This is a genomic window from Leptobacterium flavescens, from assembly GCF_010671605.1.
GTDB classification, from domain to species: Bacteria; Bacteroidota; Bacteroidia; order Flavobacteriales; family Flavobacteriaceae; genus Leptobacterium; species Leptobacterium flavescens.
This window is the reverse complement of record NZ_JAABOO010000004.1, coordinates 275,123-292,948: the sequence shown is the minus strand read 5'-3', so window position 1 is coordinate 292,948 and position 17,826 is coordinate 275,123. Positions and strand designations below refer to the sequence as shown.

15 protein-coding genes are annotated in these 17,826 nt (G+C 39.4%); 8 read left to right on the top strand and 7 right to left on the bottom strand.

The features are described 5' to 3' along the window. Window positions 1–9: 9 nt before the first annotated feature. Entirely contained in the window at window positions 10–3,036 is a 3,027-nt protein-coding gene (locus GWK08_RS17685; protein ID WP_163608579.1) for a tetratricopeptide repeat protein, read from the bottom strand. 159 nt (window positions 3,037–3,195) lie between these two features. On the opposite strand from GWK08_RS17685, the gene GWK08_RS17680 reads away from it, so the two are divergent. Further along, entirely contained in the window at window positions 3,196–3,879 is a 684-nt protein-coding gene (locus tag GWK08_RS17680) for a cell division ATP-binding protein FtsE (RefSeq protein WP_163608578.1), read from the top strand. Here the strand turns inward: GWK08_RS17680 and GWK08_RS17675 are convergent. Beyond that, window positions 3,876–4,115, bottom strand: a complete 240-nt coding sequence (locus GWK08_RS17675; RefSeq protein ID WP_163608577.1) for a PQ-loop repeat-containing protein — start codon at window positions 4,113–4,115, stop codon at window positions 3,876–3,878. The two genes, GWK08_RS17680 and GWK08_RS17675, sit on opposite strands and share 4 nt — an antisense overlap. A gap of 160 nt (window positions 4,116–4,275) precedes the next feature. On the opposite strand from GWK08_RS17675, the gene GWK08_RS17670 reads away from it, so the two are divergent. Next, the gene (locus GWK08_RS17670) at window positions 4,276–5,460 is read left to right on the top strand and encodes a hypothetical protein (protein WP_163608576.1); all 1,185 of its coding nucleotides are present in this window, start codon (window positions 4,276–4,278) and stop codon (window positions 5,458–5,460) included. Between the two features lie 69 nt (window positions 5,461–5,529). Here the strand turns inward: GWK08_RS17670 and typA are convergent, their stop codons facing one another. Continuing rightward, window positions 5,530–7,335, bottom strand: a complete 1,806-nt coding sequence (typA, locus tag GWK08_RS17665; RefSeq protein WP_163608575.1) for a translational GTPase TypA — start codon at window positions 7,333–7,335, stop codon at window positions 5,530–5,532. A 274-nt stretch (window positions 7,336–7,609) separates the two neighbouring features. Between typA and kdsA the strand changes: the two genes are divergently transcribed. Further along, window positions 7,610–8,431, top strand: a complete 822-nt coding sequence (gene kdsA / locus GWK08_RS17660; RefSeq protein WP_163608574.1) for a 3-deoxy-8-phosphooctulonate synthase — start codon at window positions 7,610–7,612, stop codon at window positions 8,429–8,431. 118 nt (window positions 8,432–8,549) lie between these two features. Here the strand turns inward: kdsA and GWK08_RS17655 are convergent, their stop codons facing one another. The 4 genes from GWK08_RS17655 to GWK08_RS17640 all read right to left on the bottom strand — a co-directional run bounded on the left by GWK08_RS17655 (window position 8,550) and on the right by GWK08_RS17640 (window position 14,172). Next, the gene (locus GWK08_RS17655) at window positions 8,550–8,816 is read right to left on the bottom strand and encodes a hypothetical protein (RefSeq protein ID WP_163608573.1); all 267 of its coding nucleotides are present in this window, start codon (window positions 8,814–8,816) and stop codon (window positions 8,550–8,552) included. Between the two features lie 81 nt (window positions 8,817–8,897). Next, on the bottom strand, window positions 8,898–10,625 hold the full coding sequence (locus GWK08_RS17650; protein WP_163608572.1) for an AraC family transcriptional regulator: 1,728 nt from the start codon (window positions 10,623–10,625) through the stop codon (window positions 8,898–8,900). A gap of 112 nt (window positions 10,626–10,737) precedes the next feature. After that, a complete protein-coding gene (locus GWK08_RS17645) occupies window positions 10,738–12,237 on the bottom strand; it encodes a helix-turn-helix domain-containing protein (RefSeq protein WP_163608571.1) in 1,500 nt (499 codons plus the stop codon). Between the two features lie 186 nt (window positions 12,238–12,423). Beyond that, the gene (locus GWK08_RS17640) at window positions 12,424–14,172 is read right to left on the bottom strand and encodes a helix-turn-helix domain-containing protein (protein WP_163608570.1); all 1,749 of its coding nucleotides are present in this window, start codon (window positions 14,170–14,172) and stop codon (window positions 12,424–12,426) included. Window positions 14,173–14,512: 340 nt separating this feature from the next. Between GWK08_RS17640 and GWK08_RS17635 the strand changes: the two genes are divergently transcribed. Genes GWK08_RS17635 through GWK08_RS17615 form a run of 5 tightly spaced genes read left to right on the top strand, consistent with a single transcriptional unit; the run spans window position 14,513 to window position 17,819 of the window. Next, entirely contained in the window at window positions 14,513–15,121 is a 609-nt protein-coding gene (locus tag GWK08_RS17635) for a hypothetical protein (protein WP_163608569.1), read from the top strand. A gap of 31 nt (window positions 15,122–15,152) precedes the next feature. Continuing rightward, window positions 15,153–15,449, top strand: coding sequence for a winged helix-turn-helix domain-containing protein (locus tag GWK08_RS17630; protein ID WP_163608568.1), 297 nt, complete (start codon window positions 15,153–15,155; stop codon window positions 15,447–15,449). A gap of 51 nt (window positions 15,450–15,500) precedes the next feature. Further along, window positions 15,501–16,862 (top strand): cell envelope integrity protein CreD, encoded by a 1,362-nt coding sequence (gene creD, locus GWK08_RS17625; RefSeq protein WP_163608567.1) that lies wholly within the window; start codon window positions 15,501–15,503, stop codon window positions 16,860–16,862. Then, window positions 16,855–17,121: a hypothetical protein gene (locus tag GWK08_RS17620; RefSeq protein ID WP_163608566.1), complete on the top strand. Its 267-nt coding sequence runs from the start codon at window positions 16,855–16,857 to the stop codon at window positions 17,119–17,121. The genes creD and GWK08_RS17620 overlap by 8 nt, the downstream gene beginning before the upstream one ends. Before the next feature lie 17 nt (window positions 17,122–17,138). Continuing rightward, window positions 17,139–17,819, top strand: coding sequence for a DUF1361 domain-containing protein (locus GWK08_RS17615; protein WP_163608565.1), 681 nt, complete (start codon window positions 17,139–17,141; stop codon window positions 17,817–17,819). Window positions 17,820–17,826 lie beyond the last annotated feature (7 nt).

Genomic DNA, 17,826 nt, shown 5'->3' with positions numbered 1-17,826 from the left:
TAGGATGTTTTAATTGTTATTATCGGGGTCAACGGAAGAATTTCGTTTTGACTCCTCAGTTTTTATGGTATTGAGTTCTTTTTTAGCTTCTTCTACGATCTCCGGGTAATCCGTAAAGTTCTGAGTAACGTTTTCGAGGATATAGGTGGCCTGAAAAGCATCGTCCAGGGCATAGAAATTCTTTGCCATAATGATAAGGCCTTTAGCACCGAATTCCTTATAAGCGGAATAATCGTTTGCCAGTTTCTGTACGGAAGCATTAGACCCTTCATGATCACCTTCCTTATTCTTAAAATAGGCATCGTAATAAAGTGCTTCTGCTGCCAGGGAACCGGTAGCTATTTTTCGTACTTCGGCATAAGCCGCCTTGGCCCTGTCCTCATCGCCGGTCTGAATGGCAGACCTGGCAATCATAACCTGAGCATCACTCTTGATCCTGTTATCAATTTTAGCGGTTCCAAGAACTTTCTCCGCATAGGTAACCGTTTCCGGATAGTTACGAAGTTCATAACTCGCTTTCATAATATTGGATTGTGCAAAAGTGATATTCTGAGGGAAATCGGCTTCCTGCTCCAGTCTCTTCAGAACCGTAATGGCATTCCTGTAACTCTTCTGCCCGAGATAGATCTCACTTAAGCGTACCAAAGCCTGCTCCGTATATTCATTTCTTTCTTTGGATGTTACATAGATATAGTGATCAAGAGAATTTTCCTTTTGATCCTTGGAGAAATAGCTTTGAGCCAGGTAAAAATGTGCTTTTAGTGCGTGAAGCCCGTTAGGGAACTGCTTTAAATAGCTTTCAAAAGCCCTGATGGCCGCATCCGTTTTATTCTGAGCGTACTGTCTTTCCGCAGATTCGAAAGAATCGTTATCGAGTTCGGCATCGGAAACATCTACAAAATCCAGGTCTTTTACCCAGGCTGCATATTCGTCAACCCTACCGGTATCTACATAAATAAGTTTTGCCGTAGATACTGCCTGCAATGCTTCTTGCGTATTCGGAAAATCGCGAACCACCGTTTTAAACTTTGCAAGTGCCAGGTTGTTGCTTCCGGCATTGTAATGTATCAATCCCTGCTTTAGAAGAGCTTTCGACACATAAGAGCTCCTGCGGTAATTGCTGATCAGCTGATCGTAGGCATCCAGACCTTCGGCTGTACGATTATCATTTACATAGGAGTTCCCAAGTTCATACATGGCATCATCTCTCAGAGGAGATCTCCTGTGTGCACTGATAAATTTATTGAGCTCTTCTATTTTACGTTCGTTCCTGTTTACGAAGCCATAACTGATAGCCTTCTGGAAACTCGCGTAATCCACATCATTTCCGTTAAGGGCAATAGATTTGTTATAAGCTTCTATGGCAGGCCAGTATTTTGCAGATACAAAATGACTGTCTCCGAGTCTGAGGTAACTGTCATTCAACCTCACCTCATCGTCCTTACTCTTATTTATGTAACTGGTGAAATATTCAATTGCCTGAGGATAATCCTTTTGTTTAAAATAAGTATAGGCCAGGTTATAGTTAAGAGTTTGATACTCATCCGTTTCCTGTGCCACGCTGTTTTGTGCGAATTGCTTATAGCCAATAAGGGCCTCATCAAAATTATTCAGCAGATAATCCGATTCTGCCTTCCAGTAGATCGCCCTTGCGGTATAGGTAGGTTCCTGAGGCTCTTTAAGGGATTTATCCAGGAATTCCACTGCTTCCTGATAATCACCTTCGGTATATAATTCCAAACCTCGGTAAAAAGCTACTTTCTGGTAAGCTTCCTTACTTGTAAAACTCTTGTTCTTATCGAGAACTTCCAGTGCCGCCTCATAGTTCTTGGAAGTGATATAGGAATCTACCAGCAGTTCTTCGATCTCTGCCTTATACCCGGAATCCGGATATTTTTCCAGATAGGAAGTAAGTACTTCCGGAACACTCTGATAGGGGTTTCCGATATCATAGCTCAAACGCGCATAATTAAGCCATGCATCCTTCTGGATCTGCTCATCAAAATTCATCTGAGAAGCATTTCTGAATGCATTCAGCGCTTGCTGTTTTTTATCTGTGTTCAAATAACATTCGGCCAGATGATAATAGGCATTCTGTGCAACTTTGTTCTTTCCGCCCACAATCTTATTAAACTGCCCGATCGCATTTTCATAATCCTTTTGCTTGTAATAAGCGTAACCCAACTGATAAAAATCGGTATTGTTCCACCTGCCCCTTTTTCCTTTATATTTTCTGAGGTAAGGAATGGCAGCTTCGTATTCCTTTAGATTGAAATAACTTTCACCTATGATCTTGTTGAGTTCTGAGATCTCCTTCCTGTCCGATTTCGGTAACTGAGCCTTGGCCAGGTCTATGGCCTTCTGGAAATTCCCCAGTTTAAAATTCAGATCTGCCTGATAGTAGGACAGTTTTTCATTAAACTCTTCTTCATTGGATATCTTGTCGAAATAGGCACTGGCCCTGTCGTAATTATCTCTCTGATAGGCCATATATCCGATATAGTACTTAGCCTGGGAACCGTATTCCTGAGAAGTCTCCACCTGGTTAAAGTACCTTTCGGCATCTTTGTATTTCCGGGCGGTAAAGAGGGCGTATCCCTTTTTAAAATTAAAGCCTTCTCTTTCCCTGTTGCTCATATTCTGGTCCTCCACCTTATCGTACCATTTCAGGGCATAGGCGTATTTTCCGTGTTCGAAATAATAATCGGCTACATCTATAAATGCCGAATTCCTCCTGGTACTCGTGGGATAGTACTCGACAAAATCCTCCATCAGTTTATCTGCCCCTAACTGATTAAGGCGAATAGCTGCATTGGCAATATAATAAGCGCAATTTGCTTCCGTTTCATAATCGGAGGTTTGCTCTTTTACCTTGGAAAAAACACTTTGTGCGGCCTGATATTGTTTGTTGTTATAGAGGTTGAGAGCCTCCTGATAGTCTTTATTGGCATGGGTGTAGATCCTTGATTCCTGCGCAGTCACTGAAAATGAGAAACATAAGCCTGCAACAAGGCTGATCTTAAAAAAATTACGCATGATAATTAGATTGTTTGAACTTCAAATTAATTAACCGATACAGTAATAACGAAGCTTTTTGGCGTTAATTATATGAATTGGAAAAATGATTGATAACTTAAATAATCATATTTTTAGATTCCTGTTTTTAGTTAGTACCTTTATCATTATTTTTTATACATGAACACAACCGTTTTAGAACTTAGAGACGTTGCCATTTATCAGAAAGAAAATCTTGTCCTCAGTGAGATCAACCTCAAGGTAAACAGAGGGGAATTTGTATATCTGATCGGAAAAACGGGTAGCGGGAAAAGTAGTTTTATGAAAACCCTTTACGGCGATCTGCCTCTTACCCAGGGATCGGGAAGCATTGTAGATTTCGACCTGCGAGCCCTGAAAGAAAGGGAGATCCCATTTCTGAGAAGAAAACTGGGGATCGTTTTTCAGGATTTTAAACTGTTACCGGACCGTACGGTAAATGACAATATGCTCTTTGTCCTGAAAGCCACCGGGTGGACCGAAAAGGAAAAAATGGATATTAAAATAGAAGAGGTACTCGGAAAAGTAGGAATGAAAACAAAAGGTTTTAAGTTCCCGCATCAGCTATCGGGAGGGGAACAACAGCGGATTGCCATTGCGAGGGCTTTGCTGAATGATCCTGAACTTATCCTGGCAGATGAACCTACCGGAAATCTGGACCCTCAGACCAGTGTAGAGGTAATGAATGTACTTCTTGAGATCAATAAAGCGGGAAAGACCATCCTGATGGCGACTCACGATTATGCACTTCTTTTAAAATTCCCTTCCAAAACCCTGAAATGCGACGGAAGTAAAGTTTTTGAAGTGGTTCAGAAAAGTGTCTAACCGGTAGCTTGTTGTCTTTTATAGAAAAGATAATAGAAATTAATTCCGATTATGGCCAGGTTGGTAATTATTACGGGGATGGAATTCAGCATTAAACCGTAGATCACAAAAAACATACATCCAACAGAGTTTACGATCCTCAAGGTTCGCAGATCTTTCATTAAGAATGAGATCAAAACCCCTGCAGAAGCTGCATAGCCTGCCCATTCCGTCAAAGAAATTCCCAGAAATTCCATATTGTAAAATTTTGTGCAATGATACGGTTAAAAATTGAATAAACTGAAGATTCCCGGAGCAAGCACAATTAAAAGTTGAACTTGCAATAAAAGATTAGATCTCACGACAATGATTTTCCTATCTTAGCGTTAGTGAAATCGATTAGAAAGTCTATTAAATATGGCCAAAGAAGAAATTCCTGCTGAAGAGGTAAAACAAACGGAAAAGCCGGAGCAGCAGTTAAAATCCAGGATCAAAAAGGAAAGGATCATTTACGGTTCAATTATCGGACTTCTTTTAATTGGATGCATTGTGTCTCTTAATGTTATTTCTTCAAAAAATAAATTCATTAAAGAGACGGAAGAAAAACAAAAGATCATCGAAGACGAAAGGGTTCGCCTGGCATCTATCAGGAATGCCATTGAAGAGATGATCCAGGAAGAAGCCCAGTACCTGCAGGTATCTTCCAGTTCGGCTGCCGACCTGGCTACCAAGCAGAACGCTTCTCTTTTGTACAAAACAAAGTCATCCAGTCTCATAGACGGGATCAAAACCAAATTTACAGAGGAAGATCTGGATGCTTTCGACCCTAACCTGCTTATGAATTATGCCCGTCACCTGGATATGACAGGAGAGCCGGGGGAAGCAAAAAAGATCCTGGAATATGTTATCGGTAAAGCTAAAGACAGTATTACCCTGGCCTATTCTTTCCGGTCGCTGGCCAATATACACGTCATTCCCTCTTCCGATCATTTTAGTCCGGACCTGAGCCGGAAATACCATCAACAGGATATCGATATTGCCAAAGCTGCTCCCACAGGTAATGAGAGGTATATTAATCTGATCAATCTTTATGAATCCTGGGCCATTGACGAATACACGCATTTAAAGAATAAGGAAAACGGGAACAAACTCATAGATACCGCTGTTTTCTGTATTAATAAGCTTCCTGACTACGAGCCTGTAAAAGCAGAGCTTGCAGAACGGATCCAGTCTACTTACAGTTTTTACAACGATATCCTGATCCCGGCAAATACTTCGGGCGATTATAAATTCTATATCAATAACAAGGGGGTTGGTGATGCTTTTATCAGTATGAACTCCAAAGACGGGTCCATACGTATCGACTACCTTTCCGAAGGTACACTCGTCGGACAGTTAACGGGTAACGGAGGTTATGTAGATCACAACCTATTGAAATTCGATGTGCAGATAGAGAGTTTCAGCAATGTATTCAACAAAAAGAAGAATTCTTCCGGTACCCTGGAACTGCAAACAAAAGAGGGAAAATTACTGGACGGAAATCTCTATGAATACGGTAAAAAACCGGTTCCGGTAAAACTTGCCAAACAACAAAGTAATTAAGTTAAGACCACAGACAAAATAAAAACGGGCGATAAATATCGCCCGTTCTCTATTTGTGTTATTATTGTTTTATCCCATTTGTTTTTCCATTCGCTTACGCTCGTTCTCATCGAGGTAGATCTTACGCAAACGCAGGAATTTAGGGGTTACTTCTACATATTCGTCTTTCTGGATATATTCCAGGGCTTCTTCCAGTGAGAATTTGATCGGCGGAGCCAGTTTCACTTTATCATCAGCACCTGCCGAACGTACATTGGACAATTTTTTGGTTTTGGTAACATTTACCACCATATCATCCGGGCGGCTGTTCTCACCGATTACCTGTCCGGTGTATATTTCCTCTCCGGGGAAAACAAAGAATTTCCCTCTCTCCTGTAGTTTATCCAGGGAATACGGAATGGCTGTTCCTTTTTCCATAGAGATCAGAGAACCGGCAATCCTTCCTGCAATTTCTCCTTTAAACGGCTGGAACTCTATAAATCTGTGATTCATTATCGCCTCTCCCGCAGTAGCAGTTAACAACTGATTTCTAAGACCGATAATTCCACGGGAAGGAACATTGAATTTCATCAGCATACGCTCTCCCTTAGGTTCCATGCTCAGCATCTCACCTTTACGCTGAGTAACCATTTCCACAGCTTTTCCGCTAACATCTTCCGGAAGGTCTATGGTCAATTCCTCAACAGGTTCGCATTTTACGCCATCTATTTCCTTGATAATTACCTGAGGTTGCCCGATCTGCAGTTCGTAGCCTTCTCTTCTCATGGTTTCGATCAGTACCGACAAGTGCAATACCCCTCTTCCGAAGACCATAAACTTATCCGAACTTCCTGTTTCCTCCACTCTTAAAGCCAGGTTCTTCTCCAACTCTCGATCCAGGCGTTCCTTGATATGACGTGAAGTTACGTACTTACCATCCTTTCCAAAGAAAGGAGAATCGTTTATGGTGAACAACATACTCATGGTAGGTTCATCTATGGCAATGGTAGGCAGTGCCTCCGGGTTTTCGAAGTCTGCGATCGTATCTCCGATATCAAAACCTTCCAGTCCGACAACGGCACAGATATCACCTGCTTTTACCTCATCTACCTTCTTTCTTCCGAGTCCGTCAAATATATTCAGTTCCTTGATCTTCGATTTTGTAATGGTTCCATCCCGTTTAACAAGGGAAACATTGGTTCCGGTTTTCAAAACACCTCTTTGCAATCTTCCAATGGCAATACGTCCGGTAAAGGACGAGAAATCCAGAGAAGTGATCAGCATTTGTGTAGATCCTTCCTCAATTTTAGGAGAAGGAATATGCTCTACAACCATATCTAATAAAGGTTCGATAGAATCTGTAGGCTTCTGCCAGTCTTCGGACATCCAGTTCTGCTTGGCCGAACCGTAAACCGCTGGGAAATCCAACTGCCACTCTTCAGCTCCTAATTCGAACATCAGATCAAAAACCGCTTCGTGAACTTCTTCAGGAGTACAGTTTTCCTTATCTACCTTGTTAACAACCACAATGGGCTTTAATCCCATAGAGATAGCTTTTCCCAATACAAAACGGGTTTGCGGCATAGGGCCTTCAAAAGCATCAACCAACAGCAATACCCCATCTGCCATATTAAGGACACGTTCTACTTCCCCACCGAAATCGGCGTGACCGGGAGTGTCAATAATATTAATTTTAGTGCCCTTATAGTTCACCGAAACATTTTTAGACAAGATAGTGATCCCGCGTTCTCTTTCCAGGTCATTATTATCCAGGATGAGTTCTCCGGTTTCCTGGTTATTCCTGAACAATTCGCAATGGTGCAGTATCTTATCAACCAGGGTTGTTTTACCGTGGTCTACGTGTGCAATAATGGCAATGTTCTTAATAGTGTCCATGCATTTCCGTTTTAAGTCGGCAAAGGTACAGTTAATTTTGAGAGTAGCATCACTTAAATGCAAAATTTAATGGGGCAACACTAAAACACCATTAAACACTAGTTATCAATGCATTAGCATCAACAGAAAAACAACAAAACAGTATCAGAAAAGCAAAGTTCGATTCTCTTATTTGAATAAGCTTTGTCACTTCTGCCGGGAATACAGCTTCTGTCTTTTTTAATTACTTTTTTGAAAGCAAAAACAGCTATCTTTGCACTTTTAAAATATACCTATGCAATTAGACAAGATCCCTCAGTTAAAACACACCAACAGTAATAACTTCTTTCTTTTGGCCGGTCCTTGTGCCATTGAAGGTGAAGATATGGCCCTGCGTATTGCCGAAAAGGTAATAGGCATTACGGATAAGCTGGAGATCCCCTATGTGTTTAAAGGTAGTTTTAAAAAGGCCAACCGGAGCCGTATCGATTCCTTTACAGGGATAGGCGATGAAAAAGCGCTTAAGATCCTGCGCAAGGTTTCGGAAACCTTTCATGTACCTACGGTTACGGATATTCATGAGGTTGAGGATGCGGAAAAAGCAGCAGCTTATGTAGATGTACTGCAGATCCCTGCTTTTTTGGTACGTCAAACCGATCTTGTAGTGGCAGCCGCCAAAACCGGAAAGGTAGTTAACCTGAAGAAAGGGCAGTTTATGAGCCCTGAAAGTATGCAACATGCTGTAAAAAAGGTTTCGGATTCCGGGAACGAGCAGGCCATGATCACAGACAGAGGGACCATGTTCGGTTATCAGGATATGATAGTTGATTTTCGAGGGATCCCGACCATGAGACAGTTTGCACCGACCGTATTAGATGTTACCCATTCCCTGCAGCAACCCAATCAGTCGAGCGGAGTTACGGGAGGGCGTCCGGATATGATCGAGACCATAGCCCGTGCCGGAATAGTAACGGGAGTTGACGGTCTCTTTATGGAAACACATTTTGATCCTGCCAATGCTAAAAGCGACGGAGCGAATATGCTTCACCTGGATCATCTGGAGAAATTACTGACCAACCTGGTAGCGATCAGGAAAACGGTGGTAGGTTTATCATAAAACAAAGAAAAGGAGTCAAAAGCCTCCTTTTCTTCTTCCTTAAGCAAGTATTAACAAAAGTCTGTATTACAATTTATGACTTCTGTATGTTTTTAAGTTCTCAAAGAATGTTTATTTATTAGCAAATACCGGTACAACCAATAGAATCATTTGCTCCAGTGTTTGTATCTTGCGTCGTGGTCGGTGTGCAATCACAATCCGGCGCGAGGGAAGTATCAGGACAGGTATCATATCCCGGATGGGGACAGGTTATTGTTGGTACAACATTCGTATCGGTATCGGCTAATGTAACACCATCAGTTCCGGTTCCTCCAATAATTTTATGGCTATTTTTAATGGAAGCAATAGTCATTTTTTTCAGGGCCAACTTTTTAATTTTCTTCATCGATAATTTTTATTAAAATTCAATTTCAAAAGTATCCGTTACTTTATTGCATTCCAACCAAAAAATAGTACGATTCATAAATTACGACTCCTTTTTATTCAGTTCGCGGATAAAATAAGAAGGGTAAATTCCCGTCTTTTCTTTAAAAGCTTTAACAAAGGGATTTACATTGTTAAAGCCGACTTCCTGGGCAATCGCTTTTATCGTATAAGCTCTGAAACCCGGATCTTTTTGTATTCTATCAATAGCATGATCCAAACGAAGTTCGGTCAGATATTTACTGAAAGATTTGTTTTTATATTGATTGATAATCCCGGATAAATAAGTAGTATTTGTTTTCAGATCTTTTGCTACCTCGGTTAAAGTAGAATTTCTATCCAGGTATTTTTTTTCCTTCTCAAATTTTTCAAGCTTGATCAGCAATTCCCGTACTTTATCATTCTCTATTTTCAGGCTTTTCTCCTGATCCGGCGCTTCCGGAATAGTTTCCGTATTCACACGATCCTGATTTAACTGATCTATTAAAGCTTTAAATCTCTTTTTGTTTTTCCTTTGATATTGTCTATAGAAAACAAAAAAAGCAACAAATAAAACTCCCAGAACCACAAGAAGAAAATAAAGTTTACCCTGTTGTTTTTTAGAATCGTTGGTTAATTGGTCAATTTCATCCTGAATAGAACTCATATTGTACCTTTGAAAAACAATATTGCTTATTTTATTTTTGCGCTCATCATTCTTTTCCAGGATCTCCAACCCTTGATTTAAATATATCATTGCGTTTTCCTTATCTCCCAGTCCCTGATATGATCTCGCATAGATTACAAATGTCTCCTGTAGAAAAAAGTAGCCATAATTATCTACTAAATTTAGCTCTTCCAGTTTTCTGAGCTCAGAAATAGCATCTTCATAACGGCTTAAATAATAGTATGTCCGAGCCCTGTATAAATGAGTTCCTGAAGTAAAATAATCTCTACCTGTGGGTAGTTGAATATTATCTGCTTCCTTTAGGTATTGCAGTGCCTTGTCATATTCACCGGTTAAGGAATAAATATTTGCCAGACCATTTAAACTAAGGATCTGCCCACCAATTATATTTTGTTTTTTACAAAATTCGAGCGTCTTATGACAATATATAACTCCCTCTTCATAATTTTCCAGATCTGAATAAGCTTTGGCAATTCCTATGTAAATATCCATTAGGTAATAATTCCGAATGTTTTCATTCTCTTTTGCCTCTAACTCCCTGAGTATATCAAAATACATTTCAAGGGACTCCTTGGTATCATAGACCAAACTTCTAACCAAAGCAATATTTACTTTAAAAGAGAACGCTAAATTTTTTGCATAAGGCTCCCCTTCTATTATAGTCAGATTTAAACCTTCCAGATAATCCTCTAATGCATTTTCATATTTCGCCAGAATTCTATTATAGTTTCCTTTAAAAAAATAGATCCCTGCCTTGTTCCTATAATTTTCAGAGTACTTCAGGTTAGCTACTGCCATATTCAATTTATCAATCGCATCCTCATGTTTATCAGTCTCCCAGCTTAAAATGCCATAAAACATATAGGCTTTGGTTGTGTACTCCGGTTTATTTTCCTTTTCACCCAAAGCCAGAATTAAATCGGCAGCTACCCCCATACCAATAGTATCCCTGGAATTAAAACTTTTCTGAAAAAAAGAATTCAATTCATCATAGGTTTTATCCTCCCATTCTTCCTTCATTACTTCATAGCTTTTCTTTGGGTCTTCCTGCGAAAAGCCTGAAAGCGGAGAAAAGAAAAGAACCAGAAACAGGGTTAATAACATTGTCGTTTTGTGCCTTGACGGGCTGGAGACATTAATCATAGATATAAATAATTTGTGTTCTCAATAAAAGGATTTTCTATCCCTTTAAAATAATACAGTTTTTGATTCTCCCTCAGACATCTTCTTCCTGTAGTTTTTTAATATAATATGACGGATAGATCCCGGTTTTAGCTTTAAAAGCTTTAGCAAAAGGTTCTGCACTCTTAAACCCTACTTCCTGTGCAACAGATGATATACTGTACAATCTAAACTTCGGATCTTCTTTAAGCCTTTTCAGCGCGTAGTTAATCCGGAATTCAGTAAGGTACCTGGAAAAGGAAAGTCCTTTTTCTATATTTATTATTTTTGACAGGTAGGTGGTGTTGGTTTTTAGTTTTTTTGCCAGTTCGGCAAGGGTAAGGTTATTTGCAAGGTATTCTTCACTGCTTTCAAATTTTTCCAGCTTACTAAGGATCTCATTTACTTTATCATCCGTTAAACCCGAGCCTTTTTTTTCAGTGTTTTTACTTTTAACAGCTTTGGATTTCACTTTCTGACGATCTAACTTTTCAATCAAAGCAAGGTACTTTTTTTCATTTCTCAACCTGATGCTTCGATGCAGAATGAAGAAACCTATTAGTAAAAACAGTCCGAGAAAAGACAATATATATAATTGAGTTCTTTTTCTTGTTGTAATACCTGTCAAAGTGCGTATCTGATCATTGGCCAGGGTCATATTGAATTCGTTTATCAATTCCGATTTCAACCACAGTCGCTGCTGATCAATAAGCGTAAGAACATCCATAGATCGTTCAAAATAGGTCACTGTCTTTTCGTTATCATTTATTTCCTGATAAGATTTTGCTAATAATGAATATGATTCTTTATAATCCAGATAGCCAAAAAGAGGGTTTTTGTTTTCATTGATCTTCAGTAGTTCGGAGATCGCCTCTTCGTATTCACCTATTTCATATAGGGTTCTACCCTTATGAAGATTAATGAGTTCTCTTAAAAACTCATTCTCACTGTTTGAAATTAAGGTTTCTGCTTTATTCAGGTTTTCAAGAGCATCTGCATATTTCTCCACAAAAGAATAAGTTCCGCCCAAATTGCATAAAGCTTTGGCCTCATTTAAAAGATCATTATGAGCCTGGCAATATTCCAGCATTTTACCTGAATAAAATTCGGCTTTCTCATACTCGTTAAGATATAAATAAGCTCTTCCCAGATTAAACAGGATGTCCATATAAAGACTCTGTTCTGCTTTGCTGAGTTTCTTTTTTGTTTCCAGGAATTCCAGGTTCTCCTGATGGATCTTTAAAGCGCCCTGTAAATCGCTAATCTGATTTTTAATATAGGCAACTCCTTCCTTTACTCTTAACTGAGTAAGCCAGTCCTTTTCTTTCTTTGCTTCCTTAAAAGCCTCTAAATAATACTTTATAGCATCTTTATATTTGCCTTCCGAGCTCAAAAGATCTGCTTTCTCAAGATGAGATGCTAAAGTTTTGATGCTATCTATATCTGTGTTTTCCTGAAATTTTTTTATAAAAGTGTAATTCACTCCTGAGTTCGTCAAACCGTTTTCAAAAAAATGATTATCGAATGTTCTGGTAAAACCATTAGTATTGAACATAAGAAAACAGATCAGAAGAAATATTTTTTTAGAGGAAGAACTAGTTGTCAGATAGTATGTCACTTTTTGACTCTTTATTTTGTAACACCATTTGAGGTAACAAACTAATAAAAATTAGGCACTAACTTAGGGAAGTCCCTTATTTTAACTGTTTTTGTAAGGTTTATCCTGAATATGCAAAAAGTTTTATCCTAGTTTTTTTATAAAATATGAAGGATATATCCCTGTTTTCTTCTTAAAGGCCTTGGCAAAGGGTTCGGGGCTGTTAAACCCAACTTCCTGGGCAATGGATTTGATCGTATATTTTCTGAATTGTTTATCGTTCTTTAAACGATTCAGCGCATAATCTATTCGCAATTCCGTGAGGTATTTGGTAAAGGAAACCCCTTTGTAGTTATTGATGAATTTAGAAAGGTAACTGGTGTTGGTCTTTAGCCGTTTTGCTACTTCATTCAGGGTACAGTGATTATCCAGATAACCGTTCTCCTTTTCGAAAATCGTTATTTTTTCCAGTAACTCCTTAAATTTCCGGTCCTCTTTTTTCGGTACTATCTCTTTTTGAGCTACTCGAACAGGCTCCAGAACGGTAATATCCTTTTGAGCATCCAGATCAAGAATAAGAGCATCGAATATCCTTTTATTTCTCGCCTGTTGTTTCTGATAATAGATCAGAAAGAAAAAGGATACCAGGAGAAGAGCTGTCAGGGCAGTATAGGATTTATTGCGCTGTATTTTAGATCTTAGAGAGAGCTCATCGATCTCTTCTCTTAAAAAACTCATATCGTATTCGCTGGTAAGGCTGGTATTTATGACATTCAATCTTCTTTTGTTACTCTCATAGAAGTCGAAAGCATTATTGGAATAGCGAGAGGCACTCTCCAGGTCCTCTAAATTCTGATAAGATCTGGCGTAGAGTACATTTATCTCATGAGAATCCCGCGGATTAAAAAAACGGGGGTCGAAATAATCTTCAGCCTTATGGAGTTCTTTAATCGTCTTCTTATAGTGTTTCTGATGAAAATAGGTCCTGGCCCTGTATAGGTGCACCTGAGAATGAAAATAAATATCCGTTTCATACAATTCCGTACGCTCTGCCTTACCTAAATTCTGCAGGGCGTTATAATATTTGCAAGTCAGGGAATACAAATTTCCCAGCCCCAGGAAGCCATAGGCCTTGTATTTATAGAGCCCCAGGATCTCACTGTATTTTATAACCTCATTGCAGTATTCATTGGCTTCACTATAGTTCTCCAGATCGGTTTGTATCCTCGAAATGGCAATGAGGGTATGAAGGAAAAGCACCTGATGGTCCTTACTTAAGGCAGTAAGCCCCTCATTTTTAAAAGCATTTAAGTTTTTCAGATGAATATCCAGAGCCCCTGTAAAATTATTCATGCGGGTTTTGATCAGAGCGATATTGTAATTTACCTTCAGTTTAATTCTCCGGTTCTTTTCTTTTTTGGCATAAGAAAGAACCTTGAGGTTATTTTTCATGGCTCCTTCATAATCTTTCAGGTCATATAACAGAAGTGCTTTGGTAAGATAGAGAGGCGCTTTGTCCTGATATCGGGGATGACGGTTGGCATGCCGGATCGCCTGGTTAATATTATTAATGCCCAGCTCATAACTTTCCTTGTACTGATATGCCCTGGCCAGGAGGTGATAGCTCTGGACAGGATATTCAGGTCGGTTTTTTTTAAAGGCTTCTTTCAGGATCAGATCGGCTATGGCCCCGATTTCCTCAGTACTTTTAATTTCTTCGGGCCTTTCCAGGAATGTTACCAGTTCACCATAGGATGCATCCTTCCATTCCTGTAAGGTACGTGTGTAATACGGTTCCTGATTTTGAGCAAACGAAAAAGAGGTAAAAGAGAAGAACAAGACACAGCTAAGCCTTATAATATCAGATAGTAATCGAAGTGTAGAATTAGCCATTTTACTTTGATTTTAATCTTACTAAAGGTTTTCAGGCCAAGGTAGTTTCAACAAAAACGCCCTTGAGGGGGGAACTGATCTCAAAACAAATAAAGAGTATTTATCGCCGGTTCGATCCGGCTTTAACAAATCCTTATCTGAATTTTCTTATTTCTTTAGTGTTTTATTAAGAAAGCTTTAGTATTAAAAGCTTTTGCTTTCACTCCGCAAAAACTATTCCATTGATAGGTATCAACTCTATAATTATGGTAAAAATCTTCAATATGAATTTTGAAAGACTGTCAAAAAATTTTGATGTTATATTTTTTTATACTTACTTTGTTTTTCAAAGTACTTTAAAATGGAATCAAAAGATTACTTAAAAGACATCAGTGAGATAAAAGATATGATGAACCGCTCCTCCCGTTTTATTTCCCTAAGCGGGCTTTCGGGAATACTGGCAGGAGTGTATGCGCTGATCGGAGCTTTTATAGCTTATAGGTTGGTACATAACAGCCCGAGAGGATATCTGATCCTCGACGGGGAAATATTTAATCTTATTCTGCTCGATCTTTTTCTGATTGCTTTTCTGAGTGTGGTAACTGCCATTATATTATCCATACGAAAGGCCAGGAAGAACGGGGAGAAAATCTGGGATACTTCTTCCAGGCGATTGCTGATCAATTTTTTAATTCCCCTTGTAACCGGTGCCATTTACATTCTTATAAAACTCCAGAGCAACCATTATGGGTTGACAGGTTCTCTGATGCTTATTTTTTATGGCCTCGCTTTGGTAAACGCCTCCAAATACACGCTGGGTTATATTCGCTACCTGGGTATTACGGAGATCATTCTGGGTCTTATCTGTGCCCTGCTTCCGGGATACGGATTCTGGCTTTGGGTAATTGGTTTTGGGTTTTTACATATAATTTACGGAGCTTTGATGCATTTTAAGTACGACAGTAAATAGAAAAGGAAAGAACAAAGCTTAAATTCCTTAGGTGAAAAATATAATACTCAATATCAACAAGGCTTTTGACCACAGGATCCGGCTGGGGATCATGTCGGTTTTAATGGTGAATGAATATGCCGATTTTAAGATGCTGAAGGAGCTGCTGGGAGCAACCGACGGCAATCTGGCCAGTCATATAAAATCGCTTGAAAAAGAGGCTTATATTATGGTGGAAAAGCAATTTGTTGAACGAAAACCAAATACCAAATACAAGGCTACCAAAGAAGGGCGTATTGCCTTTCAAAAACATATCGATGCTTTGGAAAAACTAATTAAAAAACAATAATTTTTTTATCAATATACTTTGAAATTCAAAGTACTTTTAAATAACTTTAATATGAACACACAGAAAAAACAAAACTCTTTTTTTAGATCCACCTCAGCCCGTATGCTGATGATCGGTCTGTTGATACTTACTCTTCTAATTCCCTTAACTTATGTCAGAAGCCTGATCAATGAACGGGCCAGTCGCCAACAAAGCGTGGTTCATGAGATCAATGAAAAATGGGGAGAAGAGGTTATGCTTTACGGTCCCATCTTAAGGGTTCCGTATAAAACCTATGAAGAAAAGATCGTATTGGATAAGGAGGGCAAGGAGTCCAAGCGCGAACAGAAAGTGATCCTGGAATACGCTTACTTTTTTCCTGAAAAAATAGAAAATGAAGTGCGTCTGGATTCCGATTTCCTGCATCGAAACAATTTTGAAACAGTAGTGTACACCGCTGATATGAATGTTTCAGGGCAATTCAACATCCCCGATTTTAAACCAAAAGGTATTAAGGATGAAGATATCCTCTGGGAAAAGGCAAACATTCTCATCAGAACTTCCAATCTCAAGGGGATAAAAGACGAATTAAGTCTGCAGATGGGTACGAGCAACTATTCCTTCCAACCTATCTTCTCCGGCAATCGAAACAACAATTTCGGGCTTATCCTCGATACCCTGGAAAGCAGTACCATTGGTATAAGCGACCTTCCCGTTGACAAGCCGATTGATTTTTCTTTTGTACTTAAATACAAAGGGAGTGAGCGGTTGAGTTTTATTCCGATAGGACGAACCACGGAAGTAAAGATAGGGTCCGACTGGCATAGTCCGAGCTTTTCCGGCACTTACTTGCCCGATGATAAAACCAAGGTCATAGACGAGAACGGATTTAAAGCCGAATGGAAGATCCTTCAGGTAAACAGGCCATTTTCCCAGCAGGCATTCAAAAGGCTTCCGAATCTCGACGGATACGCATTCGGAGTAGACCTGATCATGCCTATAGACGAATATCAGAAAAGTGAACGCTCGGCCAAATACGGTTACCTGGTCATTGCTCTTACCTTTCTGGTGTTCTTCCTTATCCAGACCATGAGCAAGATCTATATTCATCCGTTTCAATACCTGATGATAGGCCTGGCCCTGCTGATGTTTTATACGCTGCTTATCTCTATTTCCGAACACAGTACATTCTTAAAAGCCTATCTTATAGCGGCTTCTGCAGTGGTTGTTCTTATAACGACCTATTCCAAAACCATTTTGGGCAAACTAAAATTTCCCCTTCTTATCTGTGCGTCTTTAAGTAGTCTGTATACCTTTATTTATGTGATCATTCAGTTGGAGAACTACGCGCTCCTTGTAGGAAGTATTGGTCTGTTTGGCATTTTGGCTATTGTCATGTTTGCATCAAGGAAAATCGACTGGAGTCATGACTAGTTTAAAGATTCTTTTGGTATTGATAAATATTTTAAGCAGGATTGGGAAATACTTTGCAGGTATTTCCTTTTCCGCTGCTTTGATCCTTTTTCTGTTATATGGAAAAGATCAGGAAGCGCTCAATCAACGCACTACTCTATATGGTTTGATCGCTGTTATTCTTATCAATCTACTCATATGGCTGTTAGTATTCCTTTGTTCGGTGGTTTTTTCGCAACTGTCGAAATCCTATAAGTTATTCAAATCCGTACATCATTAAACACCTTGTCTTTTACTATGATCCGTTCAAAAATATATTCCTATAGCAATATTGCTTTTTCGATAGCATTATTCAGCTCCCTCTTTTTCAGTTTCCTTCTGTTATTCCTGAGGATACAGAAAACGCATTCTCTTACATACTCTTTCCTGGCCTGGAATCTGTTCTTAGCTGCAATTCCGTTTTTTATTGTTTATCTGATGCGGCTTAGCAGAACTATTTCCGGCTCCAGGTTTTTAACCGTATCTGCCTTTTTTCTATGGTTGTTGTTCCTTCCGAATGCGCCCTATATCATTACCGATCTTATGCATCTGGCTCATCTGTCTTCTGAAAAATTGTGGTTTGATGTACTTCTGATCGCTTCTTTTGCCTGGAACGGACTAATTCTGGGGATACTATCCATGCTGGAAATGAAAAGGCTGCTCCTGAACAGGATACCGGCACAAAAAATAAACCTCCTGATGATGATCGTTAGTTTTCTCTGCGGATTCGGAATATACCTGGGGCGATTTGCCAGATACAACAGCTGGGATGCCCTTCGTCACCCCCGATTGGTTCTTGGCAATGCCATAGATCGGATGTTTTTACCGGTATCTTCACAGCAAACCTGGAGTATTACCCTGAGTTTCGGGCTTTTTATTTTTATATGTTACCTCTTGTTCAACGCCCTGGTCTATCGACGAAAGTACGCAGGTAAATAGAGATCTT